The organism is Synechococcus sp. H55.10, from assembly GCF_047502715.1.
Taxonomy (GTDB): Bacteria; Cyanobacteriota; Cyanobacteriia; order Thermostichales; family Thermostichaceae; genus Thermostichus.
Window position 1 is genome coordinate 86,535 of sequence record NZ_JANSJJ010000125.1, and the last position, 15,669, is coordinate 102,203.

General features: G+C 60.6%; 19 protein-coding genes. 15 read left to right on the forward strand and 4 right to left on the reverse strand.

What is annotated here, in order from left to right:
• On the reverse strand, window positions 1–513 hold the full coding sequence (locus NW858_RS08785) for a phycobilisome rod-core linker polypeptide (RefSeq protein ID WP_414520304.1): 513 nt from the start codon (window positions 511–513) through the stop codon (window positions 1–3).
• Between the two features lie 457 nt (window positions 514–970).
• On the opposite strand from NW858_RS08785, the gene NW858_RS08790 reads away from it, so the two are divergent.
• The 6 genes from NW858_RS08790 (at window position 971) to NW858_RS08815 (ending at window position 4,707) form a co-directional block, all read left to right on the forward strand.
• On the forward strand, window positions 971–1,456 hold the full coding sequence (locus NW858_RS08790; RefSeq protein WP_414332440.1) for a 2Fe-2S iron-sulfur cluster-binding protein: 486 nt from the start codon (window positions 971–973) through the stop codon (window positions 1,454–1,456).
• 69 nt (window positions 1,457–1,525) lie between these two features.
• Window positions 1,526–2,209, forward strand: coding sequence for a V4R domain-containing protein (locus NW858_RS08795; RefSeq protein WP_414520305.1), 684 nt, complete (start codon window positions 1,526–1,528; stop codon window positions 2,207–2,209).
• Window positions 2,210–2,261: 52 nt separating this feature from the next.
• On the forward strand, window positions 2,262–2,543 hold the full coding sequence (locus NW858_RS08800) for a hypothetical protein (RefSeq protein WP_414332444.1): 282 nt from the start codon (window positions 2,262–2,264) through the stop codon (window positions 2,541–2,543).
• 105 nt (window positions 2,544–2,648) lie between these two features.
• A complete protein-coding gene (locus tag NW858_RS08805) occupies window positions 2,649–3,188 on the forward strand; it encodes a hypothetical protein (RefSeq protein WP_414520306.1) in 540 nt (179 codons plus the stop codon).
• 16 nt (window positions 3,189–3,204) lie between these two features.
• Complete coding sequence (locus tag NW858_RS08810) at window positions 3,205–3,675, forward strand: phycobilisome protein (protein ID WP_414367802.1); 471 nt, start codon at window positions 3,205–3,207, stop codon at window positions 3,673–3,675.
• A gap of 357 nt (window positions 3,676–4,032) precedes the next feature.
• Window positions 4,033–4,707 carry a V4R domain-containing protein gene (locus tag NW858_RS08815; RefSeq protein ID WP_414520307.1) on the forward strand — a complete coding sequence of 225 codons (675 nt, stop codon included), beginning with the start codon at window positions 4,033–4,035 and terminating at the stop codon, window positions 4,705–4,707.
• 29 nt (window positions 4,708–4,736) lie between these two features.
• On the opposite strand, the gene NW858_RS08820 is transcribed toward NW858_RS08815, so the two are convergent.
• Window positions 4,737–5,426, reverse strand: a complete 690-nt coding sequence (locus NW858_RS08820; protein ID WP_414334368.1) for a hypothetical protein — start codon at window positions 5,424–5,426, stop codon at window positions 4,737–4,739.
• Window positions 5,427–5,727: 301 nt separating this feature from the next.
• On the opposite strand from NW858_RS08820, the gene NW858_RS08825 reads away from it, so the two are divergent.
• From NW858_RS08825 to NW858_RS08850, 6 genes are all read left to right on the forward strand, one after another.
• Window positions 5,728–6,972: an HhoA/HhoB/HtrA family serine endopeptidase gene (locus tag NW858_RS08825; RefSeq protein WP_414520318.1), complete on the forward strand. Its 1,245-nt coding sequence runs from the start codon at window positions 5,728–5,730 to the stop codon at window positions 6,970–6,972.
• A gap of 175 nt (window positions 6,973–7,147) precedes the next feature.
• The gene (locus tag NW858_RS08830; protein WP_414520308.1) at window positions 7,148–8,047 is read left to right on the forward strand and encodes a glycine betaine ABC transporter substrate-binding protein; all 900 of its coding nucleotides are present in this window, start codon (window positions 7,148–7,150) and stop codon (window positions 8,045–8,047) included.
• A 20-nt stretch (window positions 8,048–8,067) separates the two neighbouring features.
• Window positions 8,068–9,036, forward strand: coding sequence for an ABC transporter ATP-binding protein (locus NW858_RS08835; RefSeq protein WP_414520309.1), 969 nt, complete (start codon window positions 8,068–8,070; stop codon window positions 9,034–9,036).
• Window positions 9,033–9,650, forward strand: coding sequence for an ABC transporter permease (locus NW858_RS08840; protein ID WP_414334363.1), 618 nt, complete (start codon window positions 9,033–9,035; stop codon window positions 9,648–9,650). The genes NW858_RS08835 and NW858_RS08840 overlap by 4 nt, the downstream gene beginning before the upstream one ends.
• 57 nt (window positions 9,651–9,707) lie before the next feature.
• Entirely contained in the window at window positions 9,708–11,090 is a 1,383-nt protein-coding gene (locus NW858_RS08845; protein ID WP_414334361.1) for a sigma-70 family RNA polymerase sigma factor, read from the forward strand.
• 8 nt (window positions 11,091–11,098) lie between these two features.
• Window positions 11,099–11,737 carry a VanW family protein gene (locus tag NW858_RS08850; RefSeq protein WP_414334359.1) on the forward strand — a complete coding sequence of 213 codons (639 nt, stop codon included), beginning with the start codon at window positions 11,099–11,101 and terminating at the stop codon, window positions 11,735–11,737.
• A 251-nt stretch (window positions 11,738–11,988) separates the two neighbouring features.
• On the opposite strand, the gene tilS is transcribed toward NW858_RS08850, so the two are convergent.
• Window positions 11,989–13,014, reverse strand: a complete 1,026-nt coding sequence (gene tilS, locus NW858_RS08855; protein WP_414520310.1) for a tRNA lysidine(34) synthetase TilS — start codon at window positions 13,012–13,014, stop codon at window positions 11,989–11,991.
• A gap of 39 nt (window positions 13,015–13,053) precedes the next feature.
• Window positions 13,054–14,181, reverse strand: coding sequence for a heat-inducible transcriptional repressor HrcA (gene hrcA, locus NW858_RS08860; protein ID WP_414520311.1), 1,128 nt, complete (start codon window positions 14,179–14,181; stop codon window positions 13,054–13,056).
• Between the two features lie 343 nt (window positions 14,182–14,524).
• Here hrcA and NW858_RS08865 point away from each other — a divergent pair, with 343 nt between their 5' ends.
• The 3 genes from NW858_RS08865 to NW858_RS08875 all read left to right on the forward strand — a co-directional run bounded on the left by NW858_RS08865 (window position 14,525) and on the right by NW858_RS08875 (window position 15,666).
• Window positions 14,525–14,827, forward strand: coding sequence for an urease subunit gamma (locus NW858_RS08865; protein ID WP_414334353.1), 303 nt, complete (start codon window positions 14,525–14,527; stop codon window positions 14,825–14,827).
• Window positions 14,828–14,926: 99 nt separating this feature from the next.
• Entirely contained in the window at window positions 14,927–15,286 is a 360-nt protein-coding gene (locus NW858_RS08870; protein WP_414334374.1) for an urease subunit beta, read from the forward strand.
• A gap of 128 nt (window positions 15,287–15,414) precedes the next feature.
• Complete coding sequence (locus NW858_RS08875; protein WP_414334351.1) at window positions 15,415–15,666, forward strand: hypothetical protein; 252 nt, start codon at window positions 15,415–15,417, stop codon at window positions 15,664–15,666.
• Window positions 15,667–15,669: the final 3 nt, after the last annotated feature.

Genomic DNA, 15,669 nt, shown 5'->3' on the forward strand with positions numbered 1-15,669 from the left:
TTACATCACCGCCAAGCTCTGCAGCCGCGGGGATCCCTGCATCGCCAGCTCATGGCGCCGGTGCATCTGCTCTGTCAGCAGGTAGGCCAGAGGCGGGCAGCCGCTCAGCCGCTGCCGCGGGTGGGGCAGTTGGTCGTTGCCGAAGGTGTGGCGGTACTCCTCCGAGTCGATAAAGGCATTGACCATGGCTTGAAAGCCCTGGTGGAGCAAGATGTCGTGGTAGGCGGCCACCTCCTCCTTGCTGGCCGGGGCCCGCCCCAAAAAGTGCTTAAAACCCTGCTCCACGCAGCGGGTGTTGCAGCCGGTGCTGAAAAAGAGCTGCCGGTAGAGCCGGGATCCCCCAATTTGGCGAACCAAGCGCTTGATCCCAATCCGACCCCGCAGAAAGTCCTGCTCGATTTTTTCCAGCTCTCCCGCCTTCTCGTGCTGGTAGGGCTGGCGTTCCAAAAGCTGTTGGTAGGCAGCCCGCAACAGGTTTTGCAACGTTTGCGGATCCCGCTGGCGTAGTTCCATAGCGATAGCTCCCAAGCAACGCGACCGACAAAAAGCGAACAAAAACCGATTAGACAAGAGGTCAACTTAAAGAAACAATGAAGATAGGGTTGCTCGATACACTTTTACAGTCGGCATTAACCAGATCCGAAAATTGTCAATGCCAACCCAAAATCCAATCGAGCAAAAGCCCTACTCAAGATTTATCTTGTCGATAAGTTGAACTGGGGAAGCTTGCGATAAATGTTTACAAGAAGGCCCCCAGTTTTTTCGAGTTTATGTGATTCTACTTTCCAGCTTTCTACATGGAGAAAATTTCCGTATTTATTCGTAGTTAAAGATTATGACATTTTGATTCTCTCAGCCTGGCCAAAATCCAGAATACGAGTAGGAACTGATTTTTCGCTTGCATTGCTTTTGCGGCAGGGCGTATCTGCCGGCAGAGTTTTTGTCTGCCTTGAAGTTGGGGATCCCACCTATGGTGAAACAAATCCGGCTAGATCCTCTATCCCGTGTCTCGGAGGTGGATACCTACAGCAATCTGCTGTCGGCCATTTTGTCGGAGGAGCTCCATGTCTCAAAGGAATGTAACGGCCGCGGCCTCTGCGCCACCTGTCATGTCTACGTCAAGGAGGGCATGGAGAGCCTCACCCCCATCACCCCCCGCGAGGCCAAAACCCTGGAGACGATCACCAGCGCCCGCAGCAATTCCCGCTTGGCCTGTCAGGCACGGGTGGTGGCCGATGGGGTGGTGGTGGAGCTGCCGCCGGGGATGTACGTGAACTCGCTGAAGGATATCGAGGTGCTCATCGGTCGGCGGGCCGAACAAGACTTGCTGCACCCCCGAACAGGGCGCGTTTTGGTGGAGGAGGGCAAGATCATCACCCGTTCCACGATCAAGCAACTGGAAAACGAAGACTTCCGCATCATCGGCAGCACCCTTGCCCAGACCCGCGAGGCCTAAGGGATCCCAACACTCTGCTTGGGTTCCTGCTGTAGTAGATCACGGCTCAGTTTTGTTGAGGAGAAAGCCATGGCCAGCGTTACCACTCGACCGGATCCCCGTCCCGCAGTCACCATGCCGGTGGGCCACGAAAAGCACGCCCACTACAGCTACCGCGATTTCTTCCGCTTTAACCGAGAGCAAGGCACGATCATCGACTGGAACAACACCCAAAACCTGCTGCTCAGCGAAGACTTCATTGTCGGCCTGCAGGCGGGCCTAGAGCGGGAAGTGGGCGATGCCTCTGCGGCGGTGATGTACACCATCGGCAGAGACTGGGGCAGCCGCGATGCCCAGCATTTTTCCCAGTGGTATGAGCGGGAGTACGGAGTTGGGGTCAAGCAGTCCAACCTTCTGTTTTTGCTGGAGACCTGGTGGTGGCCTTTTACGGCGCAAGGGTGGGGCAAGTGGGAGGTGGAAACCGAGTCCAAACAAAAAGGGTTCCTATTCATCAACCTGTTTGACTCGCTGGTGGCCCGCACCTTGGGCGATGTGGGCAAGCCGGTTTGTCACCTCTATGCCGGGCTATTTGCCGGATTTTTCTCTGCTATGACTTCCCGCGAGCTGGCCTGCATCGAGATCCAGTGCTACGCCATGGGGGAGACCTATTGCAAGTTTTTGCTGGGCGGGCAAGAGCGCATCGATGCCGCCAATTTCTGGGTGAGCGAAGGGGCCAGCGCCCGCGAGATCGAGCAGCGTTTGCACCAACTGTGAGGTCTGCCTGTGGCTTTTGCAATCCTTCCCTTGCCACTTTGGAGAAACGACCATGGTCACCCTCAACCTAGACACCGATCTGGACTTAACCCAGCCGCTGGCGGTGTTTTTACAGGGGTTGAACTGGGATAACCGGCCCTTGGCCAAAGCTCCCTTCGCTCCAGAATCGCTGTCGGACTCCCCCCTGTTCTTGGCCCAGTCGGTAGGGCAGTTTTTTGCCGGCTGCAATTGGTCGGGCGTCCGCCCGCGCCCTGAGCCACCGCCGGAGCTGCCGCCAGAGGATCCCTTTACGCTTGAGGATTTTGCCGCTTTGTTTGGTGGAGCCTTGCTCTAGCCCTGCTTTGCCCCAACTTGGGTTTTGCTTCCTCGAGCCGCTCGATCTTTTGACTTGTTTTGAATTGGTTTTTTTTGAATTGGTTTTTTTAAGGAGACCTCACCCATGAATGACCTTCACTCCTGGCCGGAGCGCATTGCCGATCGAGAAGGGGATTACCTGACGCCCGACGATCTGCAGGATCTCATCCGCTACGCTCTCTCCTTTCAAGAGCGGCTGCATCTCTACCAGGTTTTGCAACAGCAGGAGATGGCATGGATCGAGAAGGTTCTGCAACAGCACGGGTACAGCGGTGAGGCAGAATCCTCTCTCACCCCCACTCAGCGCCTCTTGGCCCGGCAACTGGCCTTCTGCTTGCGCTCCCTGAGCCTGAGCTTGTTGTTGGGGGATCCCTTGCCCCTGCAGCAATGGAGGTGTGGGGCGATGGAATGGTATCTGGGTTTGCCGGAAGCGCTCCAGCAGTTGCAGGCGGTGGTGCAGGGATCCCTGCCGGCGGATCAGCAGGGTTTGCTTGTCCCCTACTGGCAAGCGCTACAGGCTGTCTGCGCCCCTTCCCCAGAGCGGCTTGAGCCAGAATTTGCTCCTCAAACCGAGACTGCAGCTCCGTCGGAAGAAGCGCTCACCCTGATGCAAATGTTCGTCTAAACCAAGGGGGCTTCCTATGAATTCAATGGTCGCCGAGCTGATGCAACAAAGTGAGGGCCGCTATCTGCGCCCGGACGAGTTGAAAACCCTACACGCCTATGTGGAAGGGATCCCCAAACGAGTCCGCCTCTATCAAGTCCTGCAGGCCAAAGAGCAAGAGCTGCTGGAGCGGGTGATGGAGAAGTTCCAGCCGATGATGCCGAATTTGCCCCGCCAACATGGGCACCTGGCCTGGGAGCGTTGCCGCCGCGATCTCCTCATGGTGTGGCGCTACTGCTGCCTGGCCATGCTGCTCAACGATGAGGATTACCTGCGGGATAAGTTGCTCTACTGGCTGGAGACGATCCTGAAGTCCTTCAAGATGCGTGACCAGTGCCAGCCTGCCTATAAGTTGATGCTCGACTCCCTCAGCGCTGTCTTCGGCCCCGAAGAGAGCGAGGCCATCCGCCCCTACGTGCTCTTGGCCAAGTCGATGCTGGTCAACTGAAGTCAATGGGCTCTCGATCCATTCACCAATTACTGTATACAGCCCACTCCCTGCTCATCCATTCCTTGCTCCCTATGGCCAGATGAAGGCACTCCCTACTATCCCAGTGCTCCGTGCTGCTCGCCCAAGCGCTCCGCGCCGCTCACGCGACCACCCCCAGCCCCTCTCCCTGAGGGAGCTCGCCCTCACCCCCAGCCCCTCTCCCTGAGGGAGCTCGCCCTCACCCCCAGCCCCTCTCCCTCAGGGAGAGGGGAGCTGGGATCCAGGCAACCAACTATTTTGTTGCTATTTGAAATGACCGTGAAAGCCTCAGTTGCAGCCGCCCTCAAGTCCGTCCATCTCCCCGAGAGGAAAGCCATGATCACCCTGCAAGAGATCCTGCCCGGCCACTGCTTTAGCCCTGCCTACTACATCCGTCCCGACATCCACAGCGGCCTGCTCTACAGCCGGGGAGGATACCGCCTGGCGGCCTTTCCCATGCCTCTCCTGGAAGCCATCTACGCCGGCTTGCGCTACGAGACCGGGCAAGCCACCCGTGTCATCCTCTACAACTGTGGCCGCGAGTGGGGAGAAGCATTTTTCCGCCGCATCGAAGACGAACTCTCCCGCTACTACCAGCAACCGCTGCAGGAATTGCCGCTGGGGATCTTCCTGGATGCCCTCAGCGAGCTCTGGGCCACCCACGGCTGGGGACGCCTAGAGCTGGATTTTTCCGCTGCTGACCGCGGCTTGGTGGAGGCTAGGATCCTCAACTCCGGCTTTGCCCTGGCTGCTCGTGCCAGCCTCAGCCCGGAGGAGCTGTCTGCGCAGCGGGAGCCTGCCGGCTATCTGGAGGCAGGAATGCTGGCGGGCCTCTTCTCGTTGCTCTCAGGCCGGGATCTGGTCTGTGTGCAGACCACCTGCGAATCTTTGGGGGCCGACCTCAACCGCTTCCTCATCGGCACGGCTCAGCGGCTGCACAATTGCGAAGAATGGGTGCGCAGGGGCCTCTCCCACGAGGAGATTTGGGATCGGCTGGCCGCCGGTTCCTAGCCCTGGCCAGCAGGGTTTTCAAAAGCTGGCTAGGGGAGGTAGGGTTGGAAATCTTGGGTGACCGTCAGGGTCAAGTTGGCGTTGGGATCGATCACCGCCACCTCCGGCGCCGTCACATTGCCGATCACGGCCCCTGCTGCCGCTCCACCTAGCACCTTCTCCGTCGAGATCACCCGGTCGCCGAACAGGCCGCCCAAGATCGCCCCTGCCGCCGCCCCGATCAGGGCATCTTGCACGATCGCTTCCCCAGAAGTGTGGCGGGGATCCTTGCGCAGCGGGATTACCTGGCTTTGGGCGTAGAGAGGATAGGATTGGCCGTTGAAGATCAAGGCCCGCGAGACAAACTGGGTGCCGCCGCTCACCGGCTGGAATTGGCCTTCTAGGATAGCTCCCGCCGGCACGACCATGTTGCCGTAGATATCCCGCAGGGGAGTCTCCAGGCTAAGGCTGACGGCACGGGTTTCGCCAGGGGCAATCAAGAGGGCTTCCGGAGAGCGATGCACGGCTTGGATGAGATCCCCAGAGCGCAACAGCAAGGTGGTTTGCAGTTGAAAGGGCTGGCTTGGCTCATCAGGGGGAAGGGGGTTCACCGGGCGCCATCCCTGGCCGGGGGGCGGTGGCGGCAAGGGATCCCTTTGCGCCAAAACCGGGGTGGCTGCCGGTAGCCAGAGAAAACCGGCGAGTAGAGGAGCCAACAGACGACGGGCTGGGTTGGTCATGGTCTTACCCCCGATCTACCACTTCTACGTTAGCTGTAAGCCGGCCAAAGTTGGGGACAACAGCCCTGTCTGGCCTTCTATCCCCATCAAAGCCAGTTGGATATAGGGTGGCTACTCCAGGCAAGCAGATTCTGCTGCTCTTCAACCCAGATGGAAGTACGGAAAAGCGCCGCGGCTGCCGCCTTGGGATCCCTGCTGTCCATGCTAGATTAGGCCCTAGGTTTCGCAGGGGGCCAAGGTATTTCTGCGCTCCCAGCTCTTCTCTTCCTTGACTCAGGTAGCTATGAAGCGCAGCACATCCATGCCGGGCCAACCTTCTCCCAGTTCAGAAGCTTCTGCTCAACCTGCCCGTTTGCATCAGCAGGACGGAGTTCGTTCCTTTTTTAAGCCTTTGGCCGTTCTTAAGTCTCTTCTCTCGCCGCTGCTGCTGGTGCTCTTGGGCATTGGGCTAGGAGCAGCTCTCATGGGAAGCAACGGAGTATCTGCGCAAACGACGGCAACCCCGCCCCAACTGAACCTGAATTTTATCGCCGAGGTGGCGCAAAAGGTGGGGCCGGCGGTGGTGCGCATCGACTCCGAGCGGACGGTGCGCGTTCCGGGCGCTTTTCCAGAGGAGTTCTTTAGCGATCCCTTCTTCCGGGATTTCTTTGGCCAAGCGATCCCTTCCATCCCCCGCCAACGGCGGCAACAGGGCACTGGCTCCGGCTTTATCATCAGCCCGGACGGCCAGATCATCACCAACGCCCATGTGGTCGAGGGATCCGACAAGGTGACGGTGACGCTCAAGGATACCCGCAGCTTTGACGGCAAAGTAATTGGCACCGATCCGGTGACGGACATTGCGGTGGTGAAGATCGAGGCCCAGAACCTGCCGACGGTGAAGCTGGGCCGCTCCGAACTGCTGGAGCCGGGCCAGTGGGCCATTGCCATCGGCAACCCCCTGGGGCTGGACAACACCGTAACCGCTGGGATCATCAGCGCTTTGGGCCGCTCCAGCGGCGAGATCCGCGTGCCCGACAAGCGGGTGTCTTTTATCCAGACGGATGCGGCCATCAACCCCGGCAACTCAGGCGGCCCCCTGCTCAATGCTCAAGGGGAGGTGATCGGGGTGAACACGGCTATCATCCAAGGGGCGCAAGGGCTGGGCTTTGCCATTCCCATCGAGACAGCCCAGCGGGTGGCCAACCAGTTGATCGCCCGCGGCAAGGTGGATCACCCCTACCTGGGCATCCGTATGCTCACCCTCACCCCCGACCTGAAGGAACGTCTCAACCAGGATCCCAACAGCCGCATTTTCGTGACGGTGGATCAGGGGGTGCTCATCGGCGAGGTGATCCAGGGATCCCCGGCAGAGCGGGCGGGCCTGCGCGCCGGAGACATCATTCTTGCCATCAATGGCCGCGCCGTCACCACCGCCGACCAAGTGCAACAGGAGGTGGAGCGCACCGAGGTGGGCAGCACCCTGGAGCTGGAGATCGAGCGAGCTGGGCGGCGGCAGAAGATCCGGGCCGTCACCGGATCGTTCCCGGCCCCCGGCAGAGGCTAATGGGATGGGGTTGAGGCTCTGGGGCGGGGCAATGCCGGTAGTGCCGCTGTCGCTCTTGCAGTTACGGATCGGGGACAATAATGGTTTAATGGTGGCTTAACAGTCGCAACTTCCTGGCCCAGGCCGGAACACTCTCGCCAGGGCCGCTTGTCTCGAGTTGGGGATCCCTTTTGCCATGCTCAAAACCACTCGTCGCCTGGCTCTGCTGGCCCTCTCGGGGCTGGCCGCCCTTGTTCTTGCCCCTCAAGCGGGCCTTGCCAAACCGATTGTGGTCGGCTCTAAGGACTTCACCGAGCAGTTTATTCTGGGGGAAATGTACGCCTTGGCTCTGGAGGCGGCGGGGTTGGCGGTGGAGCGCAAGCTCAACCTGGGGGGAACGCCGGTGGCCCATGCCGGCCTGCTGAGCGGCGAGATCGATCTCTACCCGGAGTACACTGGCACCGGCCTGCTGACGGTGCTCAAGCTGCCCAGCAGCAATGACCCGGCCCAGGTATACGCGACGGTGGCCCGCGAGTACGAGCGCCAGTTCCAACTGGTTTGGCTGGATCCGGCCCCCATGAACAACACCCAGGCCCTGGCCATGACCCGCGCCAGAGCGGCGGAGCTGGGCATCACTACCCTCTCAGACATGGTGGCCAGAGCAGGCGAGCTGGTGATGATCGGGCCGCCGGAGTTTCAAGCCCGCGAAGACGGCCTGCCGGGGCTGCGAGCGGTCTACGGCAACTTTCGCCTCAAAGCCTACAAGGCGGTGGATCCCGGCCTGCGCTACCAGGGCTTGGTCAATGGGGAGGCGGATGTGGCGGTGGCCTTTGGCACTGACGGGGAAATTGCCGCCTTTGACCTGGTGGTGCTCAAGGACGACAAGCAGCTTTTCCCCCCTTACCAGGTGGCGCCGGTGGTGCGCAAAGATACCCTGGAGGCCAACCCCGGCATCGCCACTGCTTTGAACGCCCTTGCTCCGTTGCTGACGGACGAGGTGATGCAGCGGCTGAACTACGAGGTGAGCGGCAAGCGCAAGGAGCCGGCAGAGGTGGCGAGATCCTTCTTGGTGGAGGCCGGTATTTTGAAGGAATAGCCGTTGCCCGAGGCCCCGGCGTGAGCACCCTTGAATTCGAGCGGGTATCGCTGCGCTTCCCCCACAGTTCCCGTCCGGCTGTGGAGGAGTGCAGTTTTTCTGTGGCCTCAGGCCAGTTGGTGGTCATCCTCGGCCCTTCCGGCTGCGGCAAAACCACCCTTCTGAAGATGGTGAACCGGCTGCTGGAGCCCACCCAAGGACAGATTCGCCTGGATGGGCAGGATATCCGCCACTTTCCGGTGACGGCGCTGCGCCAGCGCATCGGCTATGTCATCCAGCAGGTGGGGTTGTTTCCCCACATGACGGTGGCCCAGAATGTGGCGGTGGTGCCGCGACTTTTGGGCTGGCCAAGGGAGCGCATCCGCGAGCGAGTGGACGAGCTGCTCAGCTTGGTCAACTTGCCCCCCCAAGAATACCGACGTCGCTACCCGGCTCAACTCTCAGGCGGCCAACAGCAGCGGGTGGGGCTGGCGCGGGCGCTGGCCGGGGATCCGGATCTGCTGCTGATGGACGAACCCTTTGGGGCCCTCGACGCCATCACCCGTAGCAAGCTACAAGATGAGATCCTGCGCCTGCAGCGGCAACTGAGAAAGACCATCCTCTTCGTCTCCCACGACGTGGAAGAGGCGCTGCGCCTGGCAGATCGCATCTTGGTGATGCAGCAGGGGCGAGTGGTGCAGTTCGATACTCCCTTTCGACTGCTCACCCAGCCGGCCACCCCCTTTGTCAGAGAGCTATTGGGGGCAGACGACATGGTGCGGCAACTGAGCGTGCTGCGGGTGGAAACGGCGATGGGGCGGATCCCGCACAACCACCAGATCCAGGAGGGGGCGGTGGTAAAGCCCCACGAAACCCTACGGCGGGCCTTGTCGCTGCTGCTGCGCACGGGGGCGGCGGCTCTCACGGTGTGGGAAGACGGGCGGGCTATCGGCATCGTTACCCTGGATCACATCCGCCATCTGGCCATGCTGGAGGGGGGATCCGCATGAGCTACCTTCTCCGCCATCCCGGCTTGGTGTGGCAGCTTACCCAAGAGCACCTAGCAATGGTGGCGACGGCCTTGGGGATTGCGCTGGTGCTGGCGCTGCCGTTGGCTTTGCTGGTTCACCACGTGCGCTGGCTAGCCCTACCGCTGATGGGGATCCTCAGCATCCTGTACACGGTGCCCAGCCTGGCTCTAATCATTTTGCTGATCCCTTGGTTCGGGCTCAATGCCCGCTCGGTGGTGGTGGCGATGGTGCTCTACTCGCAGGTGATCTTGGTGCGCCACCTGTACGTGGGTTTGCAATCAGTGGAGCCGGCTCTTCTGGAGGCAGCCAAGGGTCTGGGGATGAACCTCTGGCAGCGGTGGTGGCAGGTGCAGCTACCCCTGATGCTGCCGGTTGCCCTGGCCGGCTTGCGGCTGGCGGCAATTGTGGCCATTGCCATTGCCACGGTGGGGGCCAAGTTTGGGGCAGGGGGGCTGGGCACCCTGCTTTTTGAGGGCATTGCCCAGGCCGGTCGCTACGACAAAATCTGGGCTGGATCTCTAGCGGTGGGATCCCTGGCCTTGCTGGTGAACACGGCTCTGCTGGGGCTGGAGTGGGCGGCTCGCCGCGGCTGAGGGGATAGGCTTTCATCAGGTCTATCTTCGTTTCTGTGGGACGACGCTGGGTGTAGCATGGCTGAGCAACCAAGGACTCCGTCTCCCTGGCGCGAGCGGGTGAGGGATTGGCCATCCCGCAGCGATGTGGAGCTGATGGAAGCGCTCACAGCAGGGCATTCTGTTGCCCTGGCTGTACTCTACGATCGCTATGCCGGCTTGATCTGTGGGCTGGCCCTTAAGATCCTGGGCCATGCGGCCGAGGCGGAAGATCTGACTCAGGCGGTGTTTGTCGAACTGTGGCACAAGCCCGACTATGATCCGCGGCAGGGATCCGTGAGCAGTTTTTTGTGTGCGTTGACCCGTTCGCGAGCCATTGAGCGTCTGCGTTCCCAGGATAGCCATCAACGTTTTTTGAAACACTGGCAACCCCTGCTCGCCGCCGATGGCAGTGCTCCGATCCCTTTTGAGCAGCTCTCCCTCGAGGAGCGACGGCAAGCGGTGCAGGAGGCCCTCAGCCAACTGCCGGAAAGCCAACGGCAGGTTCTCGAGCTGCTCTACTACCAGGGGTTGAGCCAGGCGGACATTGCCCAACACTGGGGGATCCCGCTGGAGGCGGTTAAAGCCCGCACTCGCCAGGCCCTCTGCAAGTTGCGGGAATCGCTCTCCTTGGAGTTAAGTTCTGGGTCTGAAGCTGCCTCGCCCCCTTCATCAGAAGCACAGGAAGAACTGGCCGGCTATCTGCTGGGGGACTTGTCTCCTGAACAGGCAAGCGCCCTGGAGGCACGCCTAACCCAAGACCCGCGGTTGCTGGCAGAGTTGCAGGCCCTGCAAGAAACCCTGCATCTGCTGCCCTATGGGTTGCCAGGGGTGATTCCGCCGGCCAGCTTGCGGGGCAAGGTGATGGCAGAGGCGGGCATTGAGGAGGCGCTGACCCCTCTTCAGCCGGCACTGTCCTCTCTGGGGTTCGGTCGCCTCACGGCTGAGTGGCGCTGGGTAGGGGGCTTGGCGGCAGGGGCCTTGGCTTTGCTGGTTTTCGACAACTGGCGACTGCGACAGGCGCTGCAACTGGCCCGGCTAGAATCGGTGCAGACATTGTCCCATCTCTTGCAACAGCCGGGATCCCGTCTGGTGAACTTGCAGGGAGAGGTGGGGTCGGCCAACCTGCTGTTGCGCCCAGGAGAGTGGCAGGAGGTGGTCTTGGCGGCAAGGGATCTGCCCCAACCGGCCCCTGGAGAGCGTTACCACCTCTGGCTCAAGCTGGACGACGGCGAGATCCTCCACTGCGGCACCTTTCAGGTGGATGCCCAGGGATCCGCACTTGTGGCCTTGCGCCCGCCACACCCGCTGCCAGAGGGCGCCCGCCCCCAAGAGGTGCTGGTTACGGCCCAAGCCGCTGCCGTCCCTCGCCAACCCCAGGGTGAGGTTCTCTTGAAAGCCAAGGTGTCTTGGGAAAAGTGAAAGGGAAGATGCGGGGATTGGCTTTGTCGGTGGGGTTGGCCCTGCTGGCTCTGTGGTGGACGGATCCCACCCCAACCACCCTGAGCCGATACACCACTTCCTTGCAGGAGCGCACTCCCTCGCAGCTCCACAACATTCGCCAGGCTGCCCAAAGCCTGGATGGGGTTTACATTCAGCCAAGGGCAGTTTTTTCTTTCAACCAGGTGGTAGGGCCGCGCACCCTCGAGCGGGGCTATCTGCCTGCGCCGGTATTCATGGTGGCCGAAACCCTGGATTCGGTTGGGGGCGGGATCTGTCAAGTCTCCTCCAGCCTATACAACGCTGCTCTGCTGGCGGGGCTGGAAGTGGTGGAAAGGCACCCCCATTACCGCCCCGTGGAGTCGGTGCCCCCCGGCCTGGATGCCACCGTTTGGTACGGCTTGGCCGACCTCAAGCTGCGCAACCCCTTCCCTTGGCCGGTGCGCCTGCGCCTTCAGATCCGCGGCCAAAATCTCATCGTGTCGGTGCTGGGACGGGGATCCCGCCACGCCCTCCAGATCTCCCCCATCCGCGTGGAGCAGCAGCGGCTGGATCCCCAGCATTTGCAGGTGAGCGTCTATCGCGGCAACAAGCTCCTCTCCCAGGATCGCTATGTCCTGGATCCCTAGAAAGACCGTCTTAGCCCACCCCTCAGGAGCCCATCCCAGGCCACCTCAACAGCAGCACCGGGATCCTTGTAAAGCTTTATACCCAAAATTCAGCGACAGGGTCGGCGACAACCCTCAAACCCTGATTCTTCCGTTGACCCGGTCGATCCCTTGCTGGGCAAGGGTTTCAGGCCCCTCGGCGACAAAAAGTGAGGGGAAATTGCAGCCCAAAACGAGACCCTGTCGATCTGGGCCCCTGGATTGGGTAAGGGCTATAGTCGGGGAGAGTTGCTTCCTTTCGGGGAAGTGGAATTAATGGAAACAAAACAAATGTGATCCTCTTTCACTTCTAGCCAGCTCCCACCTGGATAGTCGGGGCTGCGGCTGCCGCGGCCTGCTTTTAAGAGCTGGATCCCGGCTTCCACCTGATCAAAGGTGGGGTGGTGGGGCAGCACCAGGGACAAAAATCGGAACATCACCTGTCGCTGCAGGGCTAAGGGGGCGGCCCGCAAGGGATCCCGTCGCAGCTTTGGCAAAGTGGGCTCATACACCTGCGCCCAGAGCTGATCTGCCTGGGCTACCACCAGCTCGTGTTCTGCTTGTAGCAGCGTGGCAGCTCGGTTCAGAGCCACTTCCAGTTGGGGGTTAAAGTGTTGCTTCAGGTAGGGCATCACCTCTAGGCGGAGGCGGTTGCGGCCATGGGCCAGATCTTGGTTGCTGCGATCCGGCCAGACCGGCAACTGGTGCTGCCGGCAAAATTGCTCGGTTTCCCAACGAAAAAGGCCCAGCAGGGGGCGCACCAACCGGGCAGAGGTGGGATCCCGCTCGTCCAGGCGGCGCTGCCAATCTAGGCTGCTCAGCCCGGCGGCTCCTGTCCCCCGCAGCAAATTCCACAACAACGTCTCTGCGCGATCGCTGGCCGTATGCCCCATCACCACGGCGCTGCACTCCCAAATGCGGGCCCATTTGTCCAACTGTTGGTAGCGCCAAGCCCTGGCCCCTGCCTCATCTCGGCGGATGGGATCCGCAGTTGCAACGGCATGGATTAGCCCCTGCTGCTGCAGCCATCGCTGCAAAAAGCGGGCACACTCCGTTTCGTCCGCCGACCAACGGTGATCACAATGCAGGACAAACAGCTTCCAGTCCCAGCGAGGCTGCAGATCCCGCAGGATCTGGAGCAGGCAAAAGGAATCTTGACCGCCGGAAAAAGCCACCAGCAAGCGCTCGCCGGGGTGAAGAAGCTGCCGCTGCCGGATGGCGTGTTGTACCCGCAGGTGAAAAGAAGAGAGCCTGGTCACAGCTTGCTATTGCTCGGGTGCAGCCCAGACCCTGCCCCCCTAAGCAAGAGCCCGAGTCAGGTGAGAGGCCACCGCCTGCACAGCCGCAATGCTGCGCTCGTAGGCCATTCGGGTCGGCCCCAGCAAGGTGACAGTACCCAGAGGAGCCGAGCGGCGGTGGTAAGTGGCAGCGATAACCGTACAGTGGTGCAAAGACTCCAGCGGGTTCTCGCTGCCGATGTAGATGATCACCGGGATATTGCGGTCGGGCTGTCCTGAATCGTTCCCCCTTGAGCCCCCATCGGTCAAATGGAGCCCAATCATTCCCTGGAGTTGCTCCGCCCCTTCCTCGATCAACTGCATCACCGCCTGCACCTGCCGGGCTTGGGAAAACTCCGGTTGACGCATCAGCTCTGTCATGCCGGCACTGAACACCTGCCCGAGAGATGGCCGCAGATAGCGTTGTACCACCGAGCGCAGCAGTTGCTGCAGCCAATGGCTGTAGGCGCGAAACTCTTCATCCAGCTTCAGCCAGCTCAAATCCTGCAACTCGGCAAAAGTCTTGCCCCGCAGCTTCAGGGTGAGGAAGTTGCTGAGCAATCGCAATTCATCTTCCAGATCCTCTTGGCAGTCGCTGGGCCACTCGGGTGGGCTGACCAAGGCCGAATGGGTTTGATAAGAATCGGTAACCACCAACACCATCACCCGCCCTGGCGCCACCGACACCAACTGCACGTGGTGAATGGCCACCACCGGCCCCTGGGGTGGGGTGATCAGAGCAATGCAGCCGCTCAGATGGGCCAAAAGCTGGGCCACCCTCTGGAGAAGACTGTCCAGGTCGTCGCCCAGCTCGCGGCCAAGCTGATCCAGCAACTGCTGCAGAGCAGGATGGGGATCCGACTGAGGAGCATCGCAGGGGATCCCATCCATGTTGGCAGAGGTCAACAGATCGTTTACATAGACCCGATAGCCAAAGTCGGAAGGAACCCGACCGGCGGAGGTGTGGGGCTGAAACAGTAACCCAACCTGCTCAAGGGTGGCCAAGTCGTTACGAATGGTGGCCGTGCTCACCCCAAAGTTATAGGACTGAGCCAAGGTTTTGGAACCGACAGGTTCAGCCGTCGCAATGTAGCTGCGCACCGTCGCCCAGAGAATCTTGCGCTGTCTGGGAGTCAGTTCGAGTTTCATAGCTCATCAAAAGAACCTAGTCAATCCATATCAAAGGAAACTGCTAAACAAAGCCGGTAAATTGCTCCAAGATAAACCAACTCAGGGCCGAGATACAAATCTAAACAAACCTTGACGACTACTACACCTATTTATCTATTGTTACTCTTTCAGGAGAGGCTGCCCAGGAAGGAAGATGCAACATCGGGTACCGAGACCGTCAGTGCTGGAGAAGGGCGGGTGGTTCCTCATACAACTTGGGAGCCTCTTGTTGGCCCAGAGGTGGTACAAGTTAAATCAACTCTAGGCTAACGTGGCGCCCTGCCGTCTCTTCTGTATCGTTTTGTATCTTTGAGGTGACCTCATGTACCTGTCTCCCCAGGAGAAAGACAAGTTGTTGATCTACCTGGCGGCCCAGTTGGCTCGGGATCGGCGGCAACGAGGCCTCAAACTCAACTACCCCGAGGCGGTGGCCTACCTGAGCGCAGCCGTTTTGGAGGGGGCACGGGAAGGGAAAACGGTTGCCCAGTTGATGAGCGAGGGGCTAACCTGGCTGAGCCGAGAGGACGTGATGCCTGGGATCCCGGAGATGATCCCGGAAATTCAAGTGGAAGCCACCTTCCCCGACGGAACCAAGCTGGTGACCCTGCACCACCCCATTCGCTAGCTGCTTTCTAAGGATCCCCCAACGACTCACAGACTTCAGGAGGTTGCCACCATGGCTCGCCAACCCAAAACCCCGCCTGCTGCGGACCCTGCACCGGTTCTGATCCCGGGGGAGCTGCTGCTGGCAGAGGATCCCATCCAAGCCAATGTCGGACGGGCCAGCGTGACCCTGGAGGTGACCAACCGAGGGGATCGGCCCATTCAGGTGGGATCCCATTTTCACTTTTTCGAGGTGAACCGGGCTCTAGTGTTCGATCGCGCCGCCAGCTTTGGCATGCGCCTCAACATTCCTTCCGGCCAAGCGGTGCGCTTTGAGCCGGGGCAAACCCATCGGGTGACGCTGGTGGCTTTGGGAGGCAAGGGGCTGGTGCACGGCTTCAATCGGCTCACAGAAGGTACGGTAAGCTCTGCTGCCCAAAAGCGGCTGGCTCTGGCGCGGTTGCAGGCGTGGCTGGGCTAGGCCTGGACATAACGCCCCCCGAAGTATGCAGCTTTGGGCATCTGGGCTGAGGCTTGGCCATATCCCCACCTCGCCTCAGATCCAGGAGAGTAGGGCTATCCAATTCTTCCGTTTCTAGGAGCCGGCCAATGTCGGAGCGCGAGACCGTCTGGTGGATGTGGGTGCAAGGCTTGGGGCTCAATCTTTCGGGGTTGGCGCTGCTGGCTGCAGCAGGCGCTGCCTTTGGCCCTCTCAGTTGGACAAGTATGACGGTGGCGGTGATGTTGAAGCTCATCGGGGATAGCCAACTGCTGCGGGGCTACTGGCTTTGGCAAAGCCGGCGGCAACAGGTGGGATCCCAGCCCGTCGGCTCGGCAGCAGCGCTCCAAAGTCAAGTTTGAACG